The organism is Shewanella youngdeokensis, assembly GCF_033180165.1.
GTDB classification, from domain to species: Bacteria; Pseudomonadota; Gammaproteobacteria; order Enterobacterales; family Shewanellaceae; genus Shewanella; species Shewanella youngdeokensis.
In genome coordinates this window covers 2,075,249-2,100,008 of sequence record NZ_CP136522.1, presented here as the reverse complement: position 1 = coordinate 2,100,008, position 24,760 = coordinate 2,075,249, and the positions used below count along the sequence as shown (strand labels likewise).

At 43.9% G+C, this 24,760-nt stretch carries 7 protein-coding genes; 4 read left to right on the top strand and 3 right to left on the bottom strand.

The window, feature by feature from the left end; genetic code table 11:
• Positions 1-136 precede the first annotated feature (136 nt).
• Positions 137-385, bottom strand: a complete 249-nt coding sequence (locus RGE70_RS08990) for a hypothetical protein (protein WP_310471123.1) — start codon at positions 383-385, stop codon at positions 137-139.
• 471 nt (positions 386-856) lie between these two features.
• On the opposite strand from RGE70_RS08990, the gene RGE70_RS08985 reads away from it, so the two are divergent.
• From RGE70_RS08985 to RGE70_RS08970, 4 genes are all read left to right on the top strand, one after another.
• Positions 857-1,699 carry an HAD-IIB family hydrolase gene (locus RGE70_RS08985; protein ID WP_310471122.1) on the top strand — a complete coding sequence of 281 codons (843 nt, stop codon included), beginning with the start codon at positions 857-859 and terminating at the stop codon, positions 1,697-1,699.
• Between the two features lies 1 nt (position 1,700).
• Entirely contained in the window at positions 1,701-2,921 is a 1,221-nt protein-coding gene (locus tag RGE70_RS08980) for a glycosyltransferase family protein (RefSeq protein ID WP_310471121.1), read from the top strand.
• Positions 2,922-3,021: 100 nt separating this feature from the next.
• Entirely contained in the window at positions 3,022-4,764 is a 1,743-nt protein-coding gene (locus RGE70_RS08975) for a sugar phosphorylase (protein ID WP_310471120.1), read from the top strand.
• Positions 4,765-5,667: 903 nt separating this feature from the next.
• Entirely contained in the window at positions 5,668-7,707 is a 2,040-nt protein-coding gene (locus tag RGE70_RS08970) for a bifunctional 2',3'-cyclic-nucleotide 2'-phosphodiesterase/3'-nucleotidase (RefSeq protein WP_310471119.1), read from the top strand.
• A 150-nt stretch (positions 7,708-7,857) separates the two neighbouring features.
• Here the strand turns inward: RGE70_RS08970 and RGE70_RS08965 are convergent, their stop codons facing one another.
• Together RGE70_RS08965 and RGE70_RS08960 are read right to left on the bottom strand one after the other, a co-directional pair.
• Positions 7,858-9,060: an ammonium transporter gene (locus tag RGE70_RS08965; protein WP_310471118.1), complete on the bottom strand. Its 1,203-nt coding sequence runs from the start codon at positions 9,058-9,060 to the stop codon at positions 7,858-7,860.
• Positions 9,061-9,694: 634 nt separating this feature from the next.
• The gene (locus RGE70_RS08960) at positions 9,695-24,322 is read right to left on the bottom strand and encodes a VCBS domain-containing protein (RefSeq protein WP_375087918.1); all 14,628 of its coding nucleotides are present in this window, start codon (positions 24,320-24,322) and stop codon (positions 9,695-9,697) included.
• Between the last annotated feature and the right edge of the window lie 438 nt (positions 24,323-24,760).

Genomic DNA, 24,760 nt, shown 5'->3' with positions numbered 1-24,760 from the left:
ATTTGAGTATGCTCTTGTTTGTCGCCGCCCTCGATTTCAATTCGAGCTAATCGAGCAGAGTTTTGAACAACCCTACGACAGCGTTCCCACCGCCAAGTTTAAAAAGTCATTATATATCTAACCCCACATCCTTAGCTCACTCTTCGGCTAATACAATGGCGCTTACAATATCAATACAAGCGCCAGAGGCCAACTGTGCAGTTGTGGCCGCCAATGAGTACAATACGATTTTTATTTGCGCTATGAGATGCTCAATTATGGCGGCAGAGGAAATTGCCATTAACGCCGTTAATTTGTCTAAGTAAATGGTATTGTTACTTGCCTGTAGACTTGCAAAAGCCACACTTAAGACTAAGCCATAGCAAGCAATTATATAAAAATACAAACCTATCCATAGTCGAAGCACTGGAGTTTATATCAACACTATACTGAACACTATTTTGATTCATTCAGCTAAAATCGTGTTCTCAACTGCTGTTCTCAACTGCTGTTCTCAACTGCAAGTCTAGCCAGTTTAATATGAACTATTAAGTTGAACATAGCGTTACTGTCGACTCTAATTCGCAGCCTTTTTATACTACATCGTAAATGCTTACGCATGATAAACATCACACAGCTCTATCAACAAACAGCTTTGCACCAAGATGGTGCGCGTAGAGCCATTAAATACCGCAAAATTATTTTTACACCACCAAGCATCAATCATCATCTAAACATGCCGCTTACGATTTTAATCAACTATTTCAGTACTTAACGCCTATATTTAAACCAATAAGTGAAATTAGAGAACAACTGGCATGTAACCTGAATTATATATCTCGAAGACAATTACTGTTGGGTAAGGAAGGCGCTTAAAATGATGACACGACCGCTAATATTTACCGACATGGATGGCACTTTACTTGATCATTACGATTACTGTTTTTCGAGCGCAAATAAAGTCATTGAGGCATTGGTAAAAAAACAAATCCCTATTATTGCTAATACCAGTAAAACGTTTGCTGAGATGGAATATTTACAACAAAAAATAGGGTTTAACTCGCCGTTTATATCCGAAAATGGCGCCGCAGTTTACATACCTATAGGGTATTTCAGCAGTCAGCCAATAGGTACATTCAACCAAGGTAATTATTGGGTAAAAGAGTTTTGCGAGCCACGTAAGCAATGGCTGCAGCTTCTTGAAACAAAGACTAGCGACTACGCAACAGACTTCATTGGTTTTTCAATGCTTTCAGTTAAGCAGTTATGTGAACTAACAGATTTATCAATTGAACAAGCAAAATTAGCGCAACAAAGGCACTACTCAGAACCAGTGTTGTGGACTGCTGATGAAAAACGAAAAAAAGCATTTATTGAACATATGCACAGCCTTGGCGCAAACACACTTCAAGGTGGTCGATTTTTACATATTTGCGGCCATACCGATAAAGGACGCGCAATGAACTGGCTAGCACAAGTTTTTGCCCACGAGTACCAAACAAGCGTGCAAACAGTCGCCCTTGGTGACAGCGATAACGACAGCGCCATGTTAGAAGCTGCCGATATCGCCATTCAAATTAAATCACCCATCCATAGTTTTCCCAACATCATAACCAAAAATAAAATTATACAAAGTCAGCAATTTGGCCCTAAAGGTTGGGCTGAATGTTTGCAGGCGTTGTTATTAAATTCATCTACATTTTCGCTTGAGGAGTTATAAAATGGCTGACTTTTATCAAAATGGTATTGTGACTACGCTACATAACTTAACTCAACGTCCCCATGATGAAATGGAACAAGATCTGATTAAGTTTTCTAAAACACGCCCTTTAGGGTTAATTTTACCTTCTTTATTTTCTGAACTTGAAGGCAAAGCTCTACCGCATATAGTTGATCAATTAAAAGAAGTCCCCTACCTCAATGAAATAGTCATTGGCCTAGATCGAGCTAACACAGAGCAGTACCAACAGGCGTTACGATTTTTTAATCAATTACCTCAACACCATAGAGTGCTCTGGAACGATGGTCCAAGATTAAAAGCATTAGACGCCAAACTCAGCGAACTAGGCTTGGCTCCCAAAGAACCAGGTAAAGGTCGTAATGTTTGGTATTGCATGGGCTATTCCTTAGCATCGAGTAAAACAGAGTCGGTAGCACTGCATGATTGCGATATTGTCACTTACGATAAATCCTTACTTGCACGCCTGCTATACCCGGTGGCCAATCCACAGTTTAATTACGAGTTTAGTAAAGGCTATTATGCTCGAATGTCTGACGGCAAGATCAATGGCCGTGTGTCTCGCTTGTTGGTTACACCACTGATTAAAGCCTTACAAAGAGTTTTAGGGCATAACGAATACCTAGAATACATGGACAGCTTTCGCTACCCATTGGCAGGCGAGTTTTCTTTTCGCCGGGACGTACTAAACGATTTGCGTATTCCAAGCGATTGGGGACTTGAGATCGGCGTGCTCAGTGAAATGCATCGTAACTATGCTCACAACCGTATTTGCCAGGTGGATATTGCAGACAATTACGATCATAAGCATCAAGATTTATCATTAGATAATAGCGATGAAGGCCTGTCTAAAATGTCGATTGACATAACCAAAGCATTTTTTAGAAAGCTGGCCACCCAAGGGGAAACGTTTAGCACTGAATCCTTTCGTACATTAAAAGCAACCTATTACCGAATTGCCCTCGATTATGTTGAAACTTATCACAACGATGCCCTGATGAATGGCTTAACGACTGATATTCATACTGAAGAAAAGGCTGTTGAGATGTTTACTCAAAACATCGTTACTGCTGGCCAGCGCTTTTTAGATAACCCAATGGAAACCCCCTTTATACCAACATGGAGCCGTGTCATTAGCGCCATGCCAGATGTATTGGAGCAACTAAAAGCAGCGGTTGAGGCCGATAATGCCGAGTTTATGTAAGGGAAAAATCATTTTTGGTCTAATATTTTGCTGAAAATAGATGTCATTCAGTTAAGTTTTTTTAGCAAAATATCAATGACTAAGGTTAGAAGAAAAGCTTATGACAGAAATTGAAAGTTTACAGCATAAACTCGTGCAACAGCTTAATGTTATCTATAAAAATGTTGAGCTTGCCATTAACAGTAACGAACTCGCTAATGTGTTAATCAATACCATGGGGATTGATGAACGCGGATGTACCCCAACGCCACATAGTAACCATTGGTCTGAACAAGACGTGGTCGTTATAACTTATGGCGACAGCATTATTTGCGCTAACCAAAAGCCACTAGCAACCCTGTCAGAGTTTATGGACAACCATCTTGAGTGCATCAATTCGGTGCATATATTGCCGTTTTTTCCATTCAGTTCAGATGATGGCTTCGCCGTTATAGACTACTCTAGCGTCAATGATGGCTTGGGTAACTGGTCAGATATTAAGACGATTTCAGCCAAACGCAGGTTAATGTCGGATTTAGTCATTAATCATTGCTCAAGTCGCAGTGTATGGTTTCAAAACTTTATTAAAGGTGAAGGCGTCGGCCACGATTATTTTTTTACTGCCAACATAGATGCAGATCTATCAGCCGTGTTGCGCCCTAGAACATCCGAGTTACTCAGGCCTACAAAAACAAGTAAAGGTAGCCAGTATGTTTGGTGTACTTTTAGTCACGACCAAGTTGATTTTGACTTCACAAACCCACAAGTGTTGATAGAGTTTGTACGGATAATTCGTCAGTACCTAGATGCTGGAGTCTGTATATTTCGGTTAGATGCCGTAGCTTTTTTATGGAAAATCGTTGGTACTAAATGCATTAACCTGCCACAAACCCATGAAATAATTCGCTTGCTACGAACGCTTATCGAGCATGCACGACACGACGCGGTGGTCATTACAGAAACCAACATTCCCAATACCCAAAACCTCACCTACTTTGGTAATGCCAATGAAGCCCATTGTATTTACAACTTTTCATTGCCTCCATTACTGATTAATACGTTAATCACCGGCAACTGTTTATACTTAAAACGTTGGCAAATGAGCATGCCACCGGCGCAAGATGGCACCACATACTTTAACTTTATCGCATCTCATGACGGTGTGGGCTTGCGACCTGTTGAAGGTATATTAGAAGAAAATGAGCTAGACACTCTAGTTAAAACCATGAAGTTGTTTGGCGGCAAGATCTCGAGTCGAACCTGTGAAAATGGCAAACAAAAACCTTACGAAATAAATATTGCACTAATTGATGCTTTACAGGGAACCATTAACGGCAAGGATAATTTAGGCTTAGCAAGATTTACCTGTGCGCACGCCATTATGCTGGGGCTTGAAGGTATACCAGGTATTTATATTCATAGCCTTCTTGGTACTGAAAATGATTATGAAAAGCTAGAAAACACGGCCCATAACCGTTCAATTAACCGCCACCGTTGGGACTATCAAAAGCTTAGCGCCCTATTGGCAGATGACCGTAATATTCACAGTAAAGTATTGGCAGCATTAACCAAGCTCATTCGAATACGCACCAATCAAAAGGCATTTAACCCTAATGCGACCCAATTTACTTTACATTTAGGGCTACAGTTATTTGGATTTTGGCGTCAAAGCCGTGATCGTAAGCAAAGCATTTTTTGTATCAGTAACATAACCGATCAACCAATAGAACTGCCTTTAGCTGAGCTGAATTTAATCGCCACTGAAATATGGTTTGATCTACTCGATGGTGGAGTCATTCATGACATTACAGCGGTATATTGGCTAGAACCCTATCAAACGATATGGCTTAGTAACGTGGCTTAATTGCTTGTTAATATGGTTGTGTATTCTAAAGCCGTATCTGCTAGAAAGTATTAAAATATCGATAAATTGAAGAACCGACTCGCTTAGAAACTCAGTAGCCTCAAGGATCATAACCCTACTGATAAGTGCTTCCGTTTACCACATAACACAAACGGTTTAACCCAGCATAAGTTCGAGCGGTCGTTGTATGGTTATGATAAGTACCTCGAGTAATGTTACCTCTACCGTCATAAGTTACAGCTTTACCATTAAATTTACCTAAACGATGCACTGAACCTGCGGTGGTAACGTTACTTTGTTTGACCGATGAATTAACACCATATGTAGGCAGTTCTTTGAGTTGGAAGTTGCCATTTTCCCGATGACGTTAGTCGATACCGAGCGGCCGATTGGCGTCACTATCTAAAACTTGCGCTTGCCCATATGTAATTGAGTACTTTACGAGCATGAAACAGCAAACACAGGTATCAACACCCTTACACTATACCGGCAGTGGTATTGTTGCCTAAGAACGGGCATTACTTGCTCAAAAATCTGTACATTTACATGTTAAATCATAAACCTAGCTCTATACAACCGGTTAATCGTTGTGTTTTATCCTATCAATTATTTTGATGCCTATAGTCTAATAATCCAGCTGAACTGCATTTTATCGCTGTAATTTTGCACTAACTATTGATTATCAACAAATAAACTACAACCATGCCGATACATTAAATTTGAATCACCACAACAAAAGTGACTCAAAAGGTGTGTATAATCCCAACCCCGATAACAGGCAGCACCAAAATCAAACCTTTAGCACAATTACTTTAAAGCTTGGTATCAAACTTACAATTAAAACTGCAGTCGTGCTAACAGTCATTTTTACGTTAGGCGCTAAATAAATATAAGAGATTAGATATGTTGAAAACTAAAACATTAGCCATCGTTATCGCATCGGCTTTAGGGATCACAGGATGTGCCACTAATGATAAAAGCACTGATGTTTATGTTGAGCTACGCATATTAGAAACATCCGACCTGCACAGTAATATTATGGATTATGACTATTACCGTAGTCAGTATGACCCCACTATTGGCCTAACCAGAACCGCGAGTTTAATTAGGCAGCATGGTGCCGAAGTTCCCAATGTTGTATTAGTCGATAACGGCGATCTTTTACAAGGTAGCCCAATGGGCGATTACGTTGCCAATAACTTTAAGCAAAATAAGTCAATCGGCGATACTCACCCTGTTTATAAAGCAATGAATAAACTCGGTTATTCAGTCGGTAATATTGGTAACCATGAGTTTAATTATGGACTCGACTTTTTAGCTGAATCACTCGCTGGCGCACATTTTCCTTACATTAACGCTAACGTGTTATGTAAAACCGATTGTTGGAACGGTAAGGCGGAAGGTGACAATTTATTCACTCCTTACCTAATTGAAGCGAAAAAGGTTATCGACAGTAACGGGAATGAACAAACCATTAATATTGGTTACATTGGTTTTGTACCGCCACAAATTACCATTTGGGATAAGCAAAATCTGTCAGGTAAAGTAACCGTTATGGGGATTGTAGAATCCGCTGAAAAGTTTGTACCGCAAATGAAAGCTGAAGGCGCAGATATTATTGTTGCCATTCCACACTCTGGCGTTGGTACACCAACAAATCCAGTAAATGTGACTGATGAAGATGCAACCTACGCATTATCACTGGTCGATGGGATCGATGCGATAGCATTTGGCCATAGCCATTCAATATTCCCGTCAGCAACGTTTAAAGATCTTGCCAATGCCGATATTGAAAAAGGCACCATTAATGGCGTTGCATCTGTAATGCCTGGCCGTTGGGGTGATCATTTAGGAGTCATTGACCTCACTTTGCAAATGCAAAATGGCACCTGGGTAGTTAAAGACAGTGGCGCGAAGTCAGCCCCTATTTTTAAAGATGGCCCTTTGGTGAAAGCCGACAGTATTGTTAGGCAAGCTGTGGCAGACGAGCACCAAGCAACACTGGATTTTGTTGATCAACCTTTAGGTAAAGCCTCTGCAAACATGTTCAGTTTTTTAACCTTGGTTCAGGACGATCCGTCGGTTCAAATTGTGGCTGACGCGCAAATTGCTAAGGTTAAAGCCAACTTAACCGCAGACTTAAAGGGGTTACCGGTATTATCGGCGGCTTCACCTTTTAAAGCAGGTGGCCGCCACAATACAACCTCAGATGCTGAAAGCTATGTGCAAGTTAACGCAGGAAATTTAACTTATAAAAATGCTGCAGATCTTTACCTTTACCCTAACTCAATGGTGGCAGTAAAAATCACCGGGGCAGAGCTAAAAGATTGGTTAGAATGTAGCGCCAATCAATTTAATCAAATTTCAGCCAATAGCAGTGAACCACAATACTTGATCAACTGGGATACCCATCGAACTTATAACTTTGATGTAATTGATGGTGTAACTTATAAAATCGATGTAACCCAACCAGTTAAATTTAATGACGACTGTAAACTCGTTAATAAAGACGCAAACCGTATTGTGGGCTTAACCTACACTGATGGTGAAAACGTGATTAGCGGTGAACAATTTGCGATGCAAGAGTTTATTGTAGCAACCAACAACTACCGCGCCTTTGGCGGCAAATTTGCCGGTACCGGTGAAAAATATGTGGTAATGGAATTACCTGACAGTAACCGCGAAGCGCTAACGCAATATATCGCAAGTGAGACCAACACCAATGGTCAAGTAGACCCCAGAGCCGATAACAACTGGGACTTTGTCACCATTAATAGCACAACGCCGTTAGACATACGTTTTGAAACCAATAACAGTGCCACCGCTGATAGGTTTATTATGGAAAATCAATTACGAAAATTAACTAAGCGTACTGACTTAACCGATAAATTTGACTTTGCGATTTACAATATTGACTTAACTACAGAGCCTAGCGATAAGTAATAACGCATTAAGGCTGCTTAAAGAACAATGCCAGTCGGTTAATTCAACGACTGGCATTTTTTTAATAAACTCGCAGAGGCTTAATGAATATTGCGGACTCATTGAACCTAATAAACATAACGCCGAACGTTAGTTTATAAGTAAAACGTGCTATTTACCGCTATTAGTCGAACCTATTTTATGAATAGCTAAGTCGGCACCAATAAACTCGTCTTCTTGACTTAAGCGTAAGCTGGCAAATTTGTTAACGATACCGTAAACAATAAAGCCACCAACTACAGCCACCGCCACCCCAGCAACAGTACCGACAACTTGTGACATCAAGCTCACGCCCCCCAAGCCACCAAAAGCTTGTTGCCCAAAAATACCGGCAGCTACGCCGCCCCAAACACCACATAAACCGTGCAACGGCCAAACACCAAGTACATCATCAATTTTGGCATTACGTTGTAGCTGCGTAAACACCACAACAAACAAGCCCCCCGCTACACCACCAACAATAAATGCTCCTACCGGATGCATTAAGTCTGAGCCGGCACAAACAGCCACTAAGCCTGCAAGTGGCCCGTTATGAATAAATCCTGGGTCATTTCTACCAACAACAAGGGCTACTATTGTGCCACCAACCATTGCCATTAAACTGTTTACGGCAACTAAACCGCTAATACCGTCAATGGTTTGTGCCGACATCACGTTAAAGCCGAACCAGCCCACAATTAACACCCATGAACCTAAAGCTAAAAAAGGAATATTTGATGGCGCAAATGCCACTCCAGGTTTGCGGCCTTGACGGGCGCCTAATAAATACACGGCCACCAGTGCTAGCCAGCCGCCCATGGCATGAACCACAACCGAGCCTGCAAAATCATGAAACTCTGCCCCAAAGGTGGTATTTAGCCATGCTTGAAAGCCATAGTTGCCATTCCAAATCATGCCCTCAAAGAAAGGGTAAACAAACGCAACAATTAATGCAGAAGCAAATAAGAAAGGCTTAAAACTGCCACGTTCAGCAATACCACCAGACACAATGGCAGGTATCGCAGCGGCAAACGTTAGAAGGAAGAAAAATTTAACTAAATCATATCCATTATTTGCCGCTAATGAGTCGGCGCTAACGAAAAAATGGCTACCGTATGCCACTTGATAGCCAATTACAAAGTACGCAATGGCGGAAAAGGCAAAATCAGTTAAAATTTTAACCAATGCATTGACTTGGTTTTTATGTCTAACTGTACCCACCTCTAAAAATGCAAAGCCGGCATGCATTGCGAGCACCAAAATTGCACCAAGCAAGATAAATAATGTGTCAGCGCTCTGTGCAATGACGCCAATAGCATCACTAATATTGTCCATATCATCCCTCAAATTTATTATTCTATGAAATTCATTGCATTAACAAGCAAGAAATATTCCCATGTTAACAATATGTACAAACCAAATGTACCATTACGGTGCAAAGCACTGATGAACAATAATAAAAAACACAAAAATTGAACCACAAAAGTGCGCATAAAATTTACATTTATCTATTAAGATATCGTTTTCGAACTAATCTGCACCATTTAGATTCAAAAAAGATGACCTGTTGCCACAAGTTGGTGCGCCATAAGCGGGTTAAATTGCATTAACTAGAAAGCATGCCATTAAAGAAACCCAATAAAGGCTGATTTAGTCAAGCTGGCTACAAAATATACACTCTCGTGTACTGCAATATATAATTCGCGAGTTGAAGCTGCCGGCGTAAATTTGGGTTCATTGAACAAAAACTAGAGCGAAGTAAAAATCAGTAATGAGTGCTTATCCATTTTAATCAAGCCATGTGTATATCAGTTAGTGATTAAGGTGCAATAGAGTCTAGAATATTGAACCGTGATCTCGTTAGATTTACAGTTAAAAACTAGACTGGAAGCGATTGGTTAATCCAACAAAAATAGCATTGAATCATAATCTTATAAAACAATGCTATTGAGGTATTATTCAAGTAAAACTAAAAGTTATAACCCAAGCTAATGTAAGAATTGTCGACATCATTATAAGTTAAATGATAGCGCTTGAACCCTACGCTTATTTGCCATTGTTGCGACAAGCTATAAATCGCTTCAAGACCAAAATAGCTATCAAACCCATTTTTTTCGTGACGAATAGTTTGCTGCTCATATTCACTTAACAAATCAGCTTGCCAAGCAAAAAATCCCCCTTGAATGGCAAAACCAACATCTTGCAATTGCCAAAACTCATAACTCACACCAAAGTCATAACCATTTGCAAGTACCGGAGTAATTAGTGCCATATCTTTATGATATTGCACAGGATCTAACGAGTCAGCCGTGATTGTTGCTTTTCCCTCTCCCATGTCTAGATAGCTGACCGAAAAAATTAAATCATTATCAAGCCGATATGCAACACCTAACTGCCAACTGAGGTCGGTGTCATTATAATAACTGACTTGGCCGTTGCGAAAATATGAGGTGAGTTCACTGTTATTAGCATTTGCATACCCAACTGCGCCGTTTACTTGCCAACCAGCCAAGCAACTAGTATTCAGCGTAGTTAATGCTAAAACGGCAACAACCATAGCGGGTAATTTTTGTAATTTTAGCTTACGTATTAACAACATAAATCCACTCAACAATAATGATAACAAGCCTACAGCTCCACCAGACGAACCATTCGATATCACCACAGTTTCATAAGCTTTGATGTTAACTTTCAACTGCGCAGTGGCTTGTCCATAATGGCCGTCATCAATGATGTAAGTTATAACATCCTCACCTTCAAATCCTGCTTTGGGAGTATAAGTTAATGTGCTGTCGGCATTTATCACCACCGCCCCTTGCACAGCTACAGCTCGACTCACTGTTAATAGATCCCCAACATCTGAGTCAGTATCATTTGCTAATACATTGACTGTAATCGGCGTACGGTCATTAGTACTTGCTGTGTCATTATTTGCTATAGGCTCTTGGTTACCAATCACGTTGACATTGACCATGGCATAACTACTGCCACCGTTATCATCACTAACGCCATAATAGATAGTCGCGGAGCCAAAATAGCCTTCGGCTGGAGTATAAATCAATGTATCACCACTAATATCAACCTCGCCAAAGTCAACACTCACACTTTCAGACATGATGCTTAAGCTATCTCCATCAATATCGCTGTCATTGTCCAGTACGTTTATCACTTGTACTGTGTTCCATGCCATCAAGACTTCTTCACCAGTTACTGTAGGGGCATGATTAGTGCTGACATTAACAGCCACACCGCCGGGGTCCACAATACTGCCATTTGCCACTCCATCGTCATCATTAGGACCACCATCTTCTATTGTAAGTTGTACACACCAATGCCCAGCAGTCAGGCCTGTAGTCCAGTCTTCGCTTTGAGGTGGAGGGCAAAAACCAAGTTCCCCTTTACTGGATGAATAATTGTTTAAATTATCCACAACAAAGTTAAACCATCCTTTAGATCCAGAGTATTTACGGTAAACAGCCCCCTCAGGAATGGGCACTAACTGCGGTAATACAATACTGTAGGATTGACCAACCATTGGTAAACCATAAGCAATAAAGTCAAATATACCGCCACTATTAACCATGCTCTCATCTGCAAGCAGCTCTTCGGGCTCTAACTGAATTGCACCTGACTTATTACTGGCAACGGTTGACCCTTTACGTAAACAAACACCTGCCTCGCCCTCAACTAAGAAAGAGTCTGGCTCGGTAACAATTTCAGGCATCACATTACACGCACTTGCCACATCTAAATAATCAGGAATACCATCACTATCTTCATCACCAAAACCTTCTTGAACATCTGGTATTAAATCTCCATCTGTATCTGCCATTGTTAACTCAACCAAAGCTTCAATGACTTCTATATATACCTCTTGTTGTGTTATTAATGCCGGCGAACCATTATCAGTTACCGTTAATATCAGCTTGGTAACCCCCAGTGGTAAATCGGCACTGGACAGGGTAAAGCGTCCCTCTTCATCAGCAGAATTAATTTGCAGATCGTCAGCAGATGTCCACTGGTAAGTGTGCGAATCAACACTATTTGCATCACTGACATCAGCGACAAAAACAATCTCTTGCTGATTGCGTTCAACCAACGAGCGTGTTTCGTTATTTTGCATTACTTTAACAGTGACTTGAGGTGCTATATTGCGCTCTACAATTGACACATTAACACTTGAATGTGTACCAAGATTGAGTTCACTATCTAAAGTAATCTTAATACTTTCAGTACCCTCATCGAGCTCATCACCGAATACGGTAAAATTGATATGGCCGACTAAACCGTCGTTTATCACCACTTCGCCATTGGTCAAGTCGTGGTCAGTATTATTGGCTGTGCCACTTACATGGTATGGCACCGTTACTGGGTAACTCGGTGCATCTCCATTTAAATGTACCGTAATATCAACATTATTACCTTCAGCCACTTCCATATCATTACTAATTGAAATAATGGGATTTACAACTACATTTTGTGTTGCCGTTGTTTCAAAACCATCATTATCAATTGCTTGCCAATAAGCTACGTGACGACCTGGTTTAAACATCGTACTGCTATTAATCAAAGACGCGGGAATAATAACACCAGCTTTATCAATAGCCTGTGCAACACCTAAATCAGCCTTAGTATATAAACCAGTGGCATTAATCACTATGTCTTCAGGTGGCGTAATAACAGGCATTAGCGCGTCAACATCAACAATAATATTAAGTTCTACCATTCCTTCAGCAGTACTATTAGCCTGGCGTGTGTTGTCATCAATGACGTAAGTCAACTGAACACTTCCTTGCACAACCATATGAGGTTGATACACCAGTTTATTGTCTTCTACCGTCACATCTCCGATCGTTGCACTACCAGCAATCACGCTTAAGGTGTCACCATCAATATCACTGTCATTAGCTAATACATCAATGACATAACGGTTATCAACACTGTAGTCCAAGGTGACAGTATCATTAACAGCAATTGGAGCATCATTTACACCGTAAATTGTAACCGTGACCACTTGCTGTCCAGTACCATCAATAGACTCAACGGTAAAACTATCGGTAAGTAATTCAAGCGCTGTCATTTTTTGAACATTTATGTTTCCGGTGTCTAAATCAAACGACCAATGACCTAAGCTATCAATGCTAAACGCGCCGTATTGACCCAATACCTCTGTTTGCGCAACAAAAATATTTTCACCTCTATCCTCGTCGGTGATCAACAACTGACCTGTAATAAGTTTTGTACTATCTTCATCAAGATCAGCCACTGCCGTACCAGCAATTATCGCAATGCCGTTAACACCAGTAATAGTTACAGTCACTATTTGAGTGTCTGAACCGTCAATAGAGCTCACCGTAAAGCTATCTGTTAAGCTTTCTCCTTCATGTAATAGCTGCACAGCCAAGTTGGCAATATCAATTTGATAACTCCAGCTACCACTGAAAGTCAGAGAGAAAAATCCATAATCACCAATCGTATTTTCCTGACTGATGAACACCGCTTGATCAGCATCTTCATCTGATATTTTAAGTTCTCCCGTTACTGTCGTTACATCGTCCTCAGTTAAAGTTCCGGTGGAAGTGCCGGTAATAACCGCAATGCCATTCACACCGGTAATGGTAATCGTCACCACTTGCGAGCCTGTACCATCGACTGACATAGCGGTAAAGCTGTCGGTTAAGGTCGCGCCATCAGCCAGTGCTTGCACTGCTGCCAGCCCATTGTCTAAGTCATAACTCCAGTTACCCGCTACTGTTAAGCTAAATTGGCCATAGCTTCCGGCTGTCAGGTTCTGTGCAACAAATTCAGCTTGATTACTGTCTTCATCGTCAATTAACAACTGGCCAGTAATTAACACGTCATTATCTTCAGTTGCTGCCCCGGTGGAAGTGCCGGTGATCGTTGCAATGCCATTCACCCCAGTAATGGTTACCGTCACCACTTGCGAGCCTGTACCATCAACTGACATAGCGGTAAAGCTGTCGGTTAAGGTCGCGCCATCAGCCAGTGCTTGCACTGCTGCCAGCCCATTGTCTAAGTCATAACTCCAGTTACCCGCCACTGTTAAGCTAAATTGGCCATAGCTTCCGTCGGTTCCGTCTTGTACCACAAAGGCCGCTTCATTACTGTCTTCATCGTCAATTGACAACTGGCCAGTAATTAAGCTGTCATTATCTTCGGTTGCTGCACCGGTGGAGGTGCCGGTGATCGTTGCAATGCCATTCACCCCAGTAATGGTTACCGTTACCACTTGCGAGCCTGTACCATCGACTGACATAGCGGTAAAGCTGTCGGTTAAGGTCGCGCCATCAGCCAATGCTTGCACTGCTGCCAGCCCATTGTCTAAGTCATAACTCCAGTTACCCGCTACTGTTAAGCTAAATTGGCCATAGGTTCCGTCGGTTCCGTCTTGTACAACAAATTCAGCTTGATTGCTGTCTTCATCGTCAATTAACAACTGGCCAGTAATTAAACTGTCATTATCTTCAGTTGCCGCACCGGTGGAGGTACCGGTGATCGTTGCAATGCCATTCACCCCAGTAATGGTTACCGTCACCACTTGCGAGCCTGTACCATCAACTGACATAGCGGTAAAGCTGTCGGTTAAGGTCGCGCCATCAGCCAGTGCTTGCACTGCTGCCAGCCCATTGTCTAAGTCATAACTCCAGTTACCCGCCACTGTTAAGCTAAATTGTCCATAGCTTCCGGCTGTGCCGTCTTGTACAACAAATTCAGCTTGATTGCTGTCTTCATCGTCAATTGACAACTGGCCAGTAATTAAACTGTCATTATCTTCAGTTGCCGCACCGGTGGAGGTACCGGTGATCGTTGCAATGCCATTCACCCCAGTAATGGTTACCGTCACCACTTGCGAGCCTGTACCATCGACTGCCATAGCGGTAAAGCTGTCAGTTAAGGTCGCGCCATCCGCCAGTGCTTGCACTGCAGCCAGCCCATTGTCTAAGTCATAACTCCAGTTACCCGCGGCTGTTAAGCTAAATTGGCCATAGGTTCCGGCAGTCAAGTTTTGTGCTACGAACAGTGCTTGATTGCTATCTTCATCGTCAATTAACAACTGGCCAGTAATTAACACGTCATTATCTTCAGTTGCTGCACCGGTGGAGGTGCCGGTAATAACCGCAATGCCATTCACACCGGTAATGGTTACCGTCACCACTTGTGAGCCTGTACCATCAACTGACATAGCGGTAAAGCTGTCGGTTAAGGTCGCGCCATCAGCCAGTGCTTGCACTGCTGCCAGCCCATTGTCTAAGTCATAACTCCAGTTACCCGCTACTGTTAAGCTAAATTGGCCATAGCTTCCGGCTGTCAGGTTCTGTGCAACAAATTCAGCTTGATTACTGTCTTCATCGTCAATTAACAACTGGCCAGTAATTAACACGTCATTATCTTCAGTTGCTGCCCCGGTGGAAGTGCCGGTGATCGTTGCAATGCCATTCACCCCAGTAATGGTTACCGTCACCACTTGCGAGCCTGTACCATCAACTGACATAGCGGTAAAGCTGTCGGTTAAGGTCGCGCCATCAGCCAGTGCTTGCACTGCTGCCAGCCCATTGTCTAAGTCATAACTCCAGTTACCCGCCACTGTTAAGCTAAATTGGCCATAGCTTCCGTCGGTTCCGTCTTGTACCACAAAGGCCGCTTCATTACTGTCTTCATCGTCAATTGACAACTGGCCAGTAATTAAGCTGTCATTATCTTCGGTTGCTGCACCGGTGGAGGTGCCGGTGATCGTTGCAATGCCATTCACCCCAGTAATGGTTACCGTTACCACTTGCGAGCCTGTACCATCGACTGACATAGCGGTAAAGCTGTCGGTTAAGGTCGCGCCATCAGCCAATGCTTGCACTGCTGCCAGCCCATTGTCTAAGTCATAACTCCAGTTACCCGCTACTGTTAAGCTAAATTGGCCATAGGTTCCGTCGGTTCCGTCTTGTACAACAAATTCAGCTTGATTGCTGTCTTCATCGTCAATTAACAACTGGCCAGTAATTAAACTGTCATTATCTTCAGTTGCCGCACCGGTGGAGGTACCGGTGATCGTTGCAATGCCATTCACCCCAGTAATGGTTACCGTCACCACTTGCGAGCCTGTACCATCAACTGACATAGCGGTAAAGCTGTCGGTTAAGGTCGCGCCATCAGCCAGTGCTTGCACTGCTGCCAGCCCATTGTCTAAGTCATAACTCCAGTTACCCGCCACTGTTAAGCTAAATTGGCCATAGCTTCCGTCGGTTCCGTCTTGTACCACAAAGGCCGCTTCATTACTGTCTTCATCGTCAATTGACAACAGCCCAGTAATTAAGCTGTCATTATCTTCGGTTGCTGCGCCGGTGGAGGTGCCGGTGATCGTAGGGATCCCGTTCACCCCAGTAATGGTTACCGTCACCACTTGCGAGCCTGTACCATCGACTGCCATAGCGGTAAAGCTGTCGGTTGCGGTCGCGCCATCAGCCAGTGCTTGCACACTAGCCCAAGAGTTCTTTAACTGATAATTCCACCAACCATCATGAGTTAAGCTAAATTGGCCATAGCTTCCGTCGGTTCCGTCTTGTACCACAAAGGCCGCTTCATTACTGTCTTCATCGTCAATTGACAACAGCCCAGTAATTAAGCTGTCATTATCTTCGGTTGCTGCGCCGGTGGAGGTGCCGGTGATCGTAGGGATCCCGTTCACCCCAGTAATGGTTACCGTCACCACTTGCGAGCCTGTACCATCGACTGCCATAGCGGTAAAGCTGTCGGTTGCGGTCGCGCCATCAGCCAGTGCTTGCACACTAGCCCAAGAGTTCTTTAACTGATAATTCCACCAACCATCATGAGTTAAGCTAAATTGTCCATAGCTTCCGGCTGTGCCGTCTTGTACCACAAAGGCCGCTTCATTACTGTCTTCATCCTCAATTGACAACTGCCCAGTAATTAACACGTCATTATCTTCGGTTGCTGCGCCGGTGGAAGTGCCGGTGATCGTAGGGATCCCGTTCACCCCAGTAATGGTTACCGTTACCACTTGTGAGCCTGTACCATCAACTGACATAGCGGTAAAGCTGTCGGTTAAGGTCGCGCCATCAGCCAGTGCTTGCACTGCTTCCAGCCCATTGTCTAAGTCATAACTCCAGTTACCCGCTACTGTTAAGCTAAATTGGCCATAGCTTCCGTCGGTTCCGTCTTGTACCACAAAGGCCGCTTGATTGCTGTCTTCATCGTCAATTGACAACTGCCCAGTAATTAAGCTGTCATTATCTTCGGTTGCTGCGCCGGTGGAGGTGCCGGTGATCGTAGGGATCCCGTTCACCCCAGTAATGGTTACCGTTACCACTTGCGAGCCTGTACCATCAACTGACATAGCGGTAAAACTGTCGGTTAAGGTCGCGCCATCAGCCAGTGCTTGCACTGCTGCCAGCCCATTGTCTAAGTCATAACTCCAGTTACCCGCTACTGTTAAGCTAAATTGGCCATAGCTTCCGTCGGTTCCGTCTTGTACAACAAATTCAGCTTGATTACTGTCTTCATCGTTAATTAACAACTGGCCAGTAATTAAGCTGTCATTATCTTCGGTTGCTGCACCGGTGGAAGTGCCGGTGATCGTAGGGATCCCATTCACCCCGGTAATGGTTACCGTCACTACTTGTGAGCCTGTACCATCGACTGCCATAGCGGTAAAGCTGTCGGTTAAGGTCGCGCCATCAGCCAGTGCTTGCACTGCTTCCAGCCCATTGTCTAAGTCATAACTCCAGTTACCCGCTACTGTTAAGCTAAATTGGCCATAGCTTCCGGCTGTCAGGTTCTGTGCAACGAACTCTGCTTGATTGCTGTCTTCATCGTCAATTGACAACTGGCCAGTAATTAACACGTCATTATCTTCAGTTGCTGCCCCGGTGGAAGTGCCGGTAATAACCGCAATGCCATTCACCCCAGTAATGGTTACCGTTACCACTTGCGAGCCTGTACCATCGACTGACATAGCGGTAAAGCTGTCGGTTAAGGTCGCGCCATCAGCCAGTGCTTGCACTGCTGCCAGCCCATTGTCTAAGTCATAACTCCAGTTACCCGCTACTGTTAAGCTAAATTGGCCATAGCTTCCGGCTGTCAGGTTCTGTGCAACAAATTCAGCTTCATTACTGTCTTCATCGTTAATTAACAACTGCCCAGTAATTAACACGTCATTATCTTCGGTTGCTGCGCCGGTGGAAGTGCCGGTGATCGTAGGGATCCCGTTCACCCCAGTAATGGTTACCGTTACCACTTGCGAGCCTGTACCATCAACTGACATAGCGGTAAAACTGTCGGTTAAGGTCGCGCCATCAGCCAGTGCTTGCACTGCTGCCAGCCCATTGTCTAAGTCATAACTCCAGTTACCCGCTACTGTTAAGCTAAATTGGCCATAGGTTCCGGCTGTGCCGTCTTGTACCACAAAGGCCGCTTCATTACTGTCTTCATCATCAATTGACAACTGCCCAGTAATTAACACGTCATTATCTTCGGTTGCTGCACCGGTGGAAGTGCCGGTAATAACCGCAATGCCATTCACCCCGGTAATGGTTACCGTCACCACTTGCGAGCCTGTACCATCAACTGACATAGCGGTAAAGCTGTCGGTTAAGGTCGCGCCATCAGCCAGTGCTTGCACTGCTGCCAGCCCATTGTCTAAGTCATAACTCCAGTTACCCGCCACTGTTAAGCTAAATTGGCCATAGCTTCCGTCGGTTCCGTCTTGTACCACAAAGGCCGCTTCATTACTGTCTTCATCGTCAATTGACAACTGGCCAGTAATTAAGCTGTCATTATCTTCGGTTGCTGCACCGGTGGAGGTGCCGGTGATCGTAGGGATCCCATTCACCCCAGTAATGGTTACCGTTACCACTTGCGAGTCAGTACCATCGACTGACATAGCGGTAAAGCTGTCGGTTAAGGTCGCGCCATCAGCCAGTGCTTGCACTGCTGCCAGCCCATTGTCTAAGTCATAACTCCAGTTACCCGCTACTGTTAAGCTAAATTGGCCATAGCTTCCGTCGGTAAAGTTTTGTACAACAAATTCAGCTTGATTGCTGTCTTCATCATCAATTAACAACTGGCCAGTAATTAACACGTCATTATCTTCAGTTGCTGCCCCGGTGGAAGTGCCGGTGATCGTTGCAATGCCATTCACCCCAGTAATGGTTACCGTCACCACTTGCGAGCCTGTACCATCGACTGACATAGCGGTAAAGCTGTCAGTTAAGGTCGCGCCATCAGCCAGTGCTTGCACTGCTGCCAGACCATTGTCTAAGTCATAACTCCAGTTACCCGCGGCTGTTAAGCTAAATTGGCCATAGCTTCCGTCGGTAAGGTTTTGTACAACGAACTCTGCTTCATTACTGTCTTCATCATCAATTGACAACTGCCCAGTAATTAAGACGTCATTATCTTCAGTAGCCGCACCGGTAGATGTGCCGGTAATAACCGCAATGCCATTCACCCCAGTAATGGTAATCGTCACCACTTGTGAGCCTGTACCATCAACTGACATAGCGGTAAAGCTGTCGGTTAAGGTCACGCCATCAGCCAGTGCTTGCACTGCTGCCAGCCCATTGTCTAAGTCATAACTCCAGTTCCCCGCCACTGTTAAGCTAAATTGGCCATAGCTTCCGGCTGTGCCGTCTTGTACAACAAATTCAGCTTGATTGCTGTCTTCATCGTCAATTGACAACTGGCCAGTAATTAAGCTGTCATTATCTTCGGTTGCTGCGCCGGTGGAGGTGCCGGTGATCGTAGGGATCCCGTTCACCCCAGTAATGGTTACCGTTACCACTTGCGAGCCTGTACCATCAACTGACATAGCGGTAAAACTGTCGGTTAAGGTCGCGCCATCAGCCAATGCTTGCACTGCTTCCAGGCCATTGTCTAAGTCATAACTCCAGTTACCCGCTACTGTTAAGCTAAATTGGCCATAGCTTCCGTCGGTTCCGTCTTGTACCACAAAGGCCGCTTGATTGCTGTCTTCATCATCAATTAACAACTGGCCAGTAATTAACACGTCATTATCTTCGGTTGCCGCACCGGTAGATGTGCCGGTAATAACCGCAATGCCATTCACCCCAGTAATGGTAATCGTCACCACTTGTGAGCCTGTACCATCAACTGACATAGCGGTAAAGCTGTCGGTTAAGGTCGCGCCATCAGCCAGTGCTTGCACTGCTGCCAGCCCATTGTCTAAGTCATAACTCCAGTTACCCGCTACTGTTAAGCTAAATTGGCCATAGCTTCCGTCGGTAAAGTTTTGTGCAACGAACTCTGCTTGATTACTGTCTTCATCGTCAATTAACAACTGGCCAGTAATTAACACGTCATTATCTTCAGTTGCCGCACCGATGGAGGTGCCGGTGATCGTAGGGATCCCGTTCACCCCAGTAATGGTTACCGTTACCACTTGCGAGCCTGTACCATCGACTGACATAGCGGTAAAGCTGTCGGTTAAGGTCGCGCCATCAGCCAGTGCTTGCACTGCTGCCAGCCCATTGTCTAAGTCATAACTCCAGTTACCCGCTACTGTTAAGCTAAATTGGCCATAGGTTCCGGCTGTGCCGTCTTGTACCACAAAGGCCGCTTCATTACTGTCTTCATCATCAATTGACAACTGCCCAGTAATTAACACGTCATTATCTTCGGTTGCTGCACCGGTGGAAGTGCCGGTAATAACCGCAATGCCATTCACCCCGGTAATGGTTACCGTTACCACTTGCGAGCCTGTACCATCGACTGCCATAGCGGTAAAGCTGTCGGTTGCGGTCGCGCCATCAGCCAGTGCTTGCACACTAGCCCAAGAGTTCTTTAACTGATAATTCCACCAACCATCATGAGTTAAGCTAAATTGTCCATAGCTTCCGGCTGTGCCGTCTTGTACCACAAAGGCCGCTTCATTACTGTCTTCATCATCAATTGACAACTGCCCAGTAATTAACACGTCATTATCTTCGGTTGCTGCCCCGATGGAAGTGCCGGTAATTGTAGGGATCCCATTCACCCCAGTAATGGTAATCGTCACCACTTGCGAGCCTGTACCATCGACTGCCATAGCGGTAAAGCTGTCGGTTGCGGTCGCGCCATCAGCCAGTGCTTGCACACTAGCCCAAGAGTTCTTTAACTGATAATTCCACCAACCATCATGAGTTAAGCTAAATTGTCCATAGCTTCCGGCTGTGCCGTCTTGTACCACAAAGGCCGCTTCATTACTGTCTTCATCCTCAATTGACAACTGGCCAGTAATTAACACGTCATTATCTTCGGTTGCTGCACCGGTGGAAGTGCCGGTAATAACCGCAATGCCATTCACCCCGGTAATGGTTACCGTTACCACTTGCGAGCCTGTACCATCGACTGCCATAGCGGTAAAGCTGTCGGTTGCGGTCGCGCCATCAGCCAGTGCTTGCACACTAGCCCAAGAGTTCTTTAACTGATAATTCCACCAACCATCATGAGTTAAGCTAAATTGTCCATAGCTTCCGGCTGTGCCGTCTTGTACCACAAAGGCCGCTTCATTACTGTCTTCATCATCAATTAACAACTGGCCAGTAATTAACACGTCATTATCTTCGGTTGCCGCACCGGTAGATGTGCCGGTAATAACCGCAATGCCATTCACCCCAGTAATGGTAATCGTCACCACTTGTGAGCCTGTACCATCAACTGACATAGCGGTAAAGCTGTCGGTTGCGGTCGCGCCATCAGCCAGTGCTTGCACTGCTGCCAGCCCATTGTCTAAGTCATAACTCCAGTTACCCGCTACTGTTAAGCTAAATTGGCCATAGCTTCCGGCTGTGCCGTCTTGTACCACAAAGGCCGCTTGATTACTGTCTTCATCGTCAATTAACAACTGGCCAGTAATTAACACGTCATTATCTTCAGTCGCCGCACCGATGGAGACACCGGTGATAGTCGCAATACCGTTAACACCAGTAATAGTGATAACCACTTGTCCATACGTGCCATCAATTGCTTGTATTGTGATGATGTCAGTTAATACTGCATCTTGGGGGAGTGCTTGTACTGTGGTGTTGGTTTCACTGATTTCATAACCCCAATAACCATCGACATCGAGGTCAAAAATGCCATACTGTGTAGAAATGTTCTCCTGTACAACAAAAAGATGGTCGTCATCAACATCGTTTATATCGATTTTCGATGTAACGGCTGGACCATCCTCTACCATAGTAAAACTTAAATCACCGCTGAACAGTGCAGCATCATTCACAGGTTGGATAACCACTGTAGAACTTATCGCAATAGTGGCAACATCGCTGTCGGTGCCACCATCATCGGCGATAGCTGTTAATGTAATCACTCGCTCGGTGCTCGAAGGGTTATCATCAAGATGCTGATAACCCATACTATCAATTAGGGCCGCCATGGACTCGCTAGTGATACTGCCATTTGAAAGGGTTACTGTGGCAGTGGTTGTTGCCGTATCAATTGCCGTATTAAGGCTCACTAAGTAGCTAAAGTTGTTATCTGCAGTGATCCCACTCGCACCGTCTTGCAGCGCAATGTCGCTGCCATCAAAGGTAAGAATTTCGTTAGTGGTGTTGTCAAGCCCCGCGACTGCTACGGTTAAAGCCGTTACATTACGCTCGACTGCTGACATTGTAATGCTGGTTGCGTTGTATAGGCTGACCGCTGGGCCATTTTCAATATAGGTAGGTTCAGTTGCCGCGGCAGAGATAATAATGGGCACAACATGCAAAGTACTAGTAACCACCTCACTAGTAAGATCGCCATCGGTCATGGTGACGGATAAGATGATATCTTCAACAGAATCTACCTCAGGCGTTACCGATATATTCTCGAAAAACCCCCTGGCAAACATATAATAATAACCGTCGATACCGATATCGAGAGTAGGAGTGCCTAAACCATCATAAAACCCAAAATCATTAGTAACAGGCTCAGCACTGAGCACTCCACTACCTACGGTAAAGGTGATTTTAGCGTTATCATATTGAGCATCATAAAACTCTGTATTGTTAAGTGCTAAGGTATTGGTATTATTTTTTAATATTGTATATTCACTTGGTAAATCAATAATCTCTGGCGCCGTATTGATGAAGGAGGTACTCCACCCAGTATCTGCTGACCATTGAGCTGTAATCGCACAGTTATGCCCTGCTCCAATCCTATCACCTGTTTCAATGGTATACTCCCCTTCCTCAATCAAGGTCCCAGTAGGGTATTCACTAAAATCTGAAATTGTCACTTTTGAATCAGCAAGTGATACTACGAACATGTCTGCTAAACCTTTAGTTTCCAAATATCGACTCTCATCAGTAAAATAATTGACGTACCCATACCAAAATACCGATTCAGAGTCTGAAGTCACAACGTAAGGCACCAAGCAGCGAGGTTGGATAACCACTGTAGAACTTATCGCAATAGTGGCAACATCGCTGTCGGTGCCACCATCATCAGCGATCGCTGTTAATGTAATCACTCGCTCGGTGCTCGAAGGGTTATCATCAAGATGCCGATAACCCATACTATCAATTAGGGCCGCCATGGACTCGCTAGTGATACTGCCATTTGAAAGGGTTACTGTGGCAGTGGTTGTTGCCGTATCAATTGCCGTATTAAGGCTCACTAAGTAGCTAAAGTTGTTACCTGCAGTGATCCCACTAGCACCATCTTGCAGCGCAATGTCGCTGCCATCAAAGGTAAGAATTTCGTTGGTAGTGTTGTCAAGCCCCGCGACTGCCACCGTTAAAGCCGTTACATTACGCTCGACTGCTGACATTGTAATGCTGGTTGCGTTAAATAGGCTAACCGCAGGGCCATTTTTAATAAAGGTAGGTTTAGTTGCCACGGCAGAGATAATAATGGGCACTACATGCAAAGTACTAGTAACCACCTCACTAGTAAGATCGCCATCGGTCATGGTGACGGATAAGATGATATCTTCAACAGAATCTACCTCAGGCGTTACCGATATATGCTCGAAAAAATCGTGGGCAAACATATTCTGAAAACCCATGATGCTGATATCGAGAGTTGATGACCCTGAACCATCATAAAATAAAGGATAAAGAGACTCATCTATCTCATTAACAATGAGCACTCCACTACCTACGGTAAAGGTGATTTTAGCGTGATCATATTGAGCATCATAAAACTCTGTATTGTTAAGTGCTAAGGTATTGGTATTATTTTTTAATATTGTATATTCACTCGGTAAATCAATAACCTCCGGTGCCGTATTGATGAAAGAGGTACTCCACCCAGTATCTGCTGACCATTGAGCTGTAATCGCAGGGCAGTCATCCCCTGTTTCAAAGGTATACTCCCCTTCCTCAATCAAGGTCCCAGTAGGGTATTTATCAAATTCAGGGGACCATCCATCCACCACTATTGAATCAGCAAGTCCCACCCTTAAAATGCTATGGATTCCAGTACCAAATCGATCAGTAAAATAATTGTTAGTCCCATAAATAAGTATCGATTCAGTGTCTCTGGTCTCAACGTAAGGCACCAAGCAGCTACTCAGGCTGTGCACCGGAGATGAGATGAAAACAGCCAGTAACGGCGCAGAATAGCGCATATGTTTTAACAATGGAGTGCTTCGTTTTTGTCGTCTGCTTACAAAAGTGCAGTTATCTAATTTGCCTAGTGTCGACCTAGCACGGTTAAGTACTTTTAAATAGTGGGAGACACTTTTAGAAAAGAAACAATTAAAAAGCATATTAACACTCCTGTTATAAATATGTTTTTTGCTCGATATAATCAAACTGCTGCTATACGACAAACCTTTAGCACTGCCCACGTAAAAATGGTTATCACATGCAAGCTTTATGTTTAAAGCCCGCATCAATAGCCATGCATAACGTAAAGCTGGCAACGGTTAATACCATTAGGTTAATGTTGATTCTATGTTGTGAGCAGGTCGATTTCTAAGCAATTTATTGATTTGTTCTGATCTAGATCATTAATCTGAAATTTAATTTTCTGTTACTCGGTGGGAATAATTGATAGGTAATAATATTAGAACTTA

Excerpts from the sequence above, each read along its gene's own strand:
- RGE70_RS08985 (WP_310471122.1), top strand. The coding sequence starts at position 857 with ATGATGACACGACCGCTAATATTTACCGACATGGATGGCACTTTACTT.
- RGE70_RS08980 (WP_310471121.1), top strand. The coding sequence starts at position 1,701 with ATGGCTGACTTTTATCAAAATGGTATTGTGACTACGCTACATAACTTA.
- RGE70_RS08975 (WP_310471120.1), top strand. The coding sequence starts at position 3,022 with ATGACAGAAATTGAAAGTTTACAGCATAAACTCGTGCAACAGCTTAAT.
- RGE70_RS08970 (WP_310471119.1), top strand. The coding sequence starts at position 5,668 with ATGTTGAAAACTAAAACATTAGCCATCGTTATCGCATCGGCTTTAGGG.
- RGE70_RS08965 (WP_310471118.1), bottom strand. The coding sequence starts at position 9,060 with ATGGACAATATTAGTGATGCTATTGGCGTCATTGCACAGAGCGCTGAC.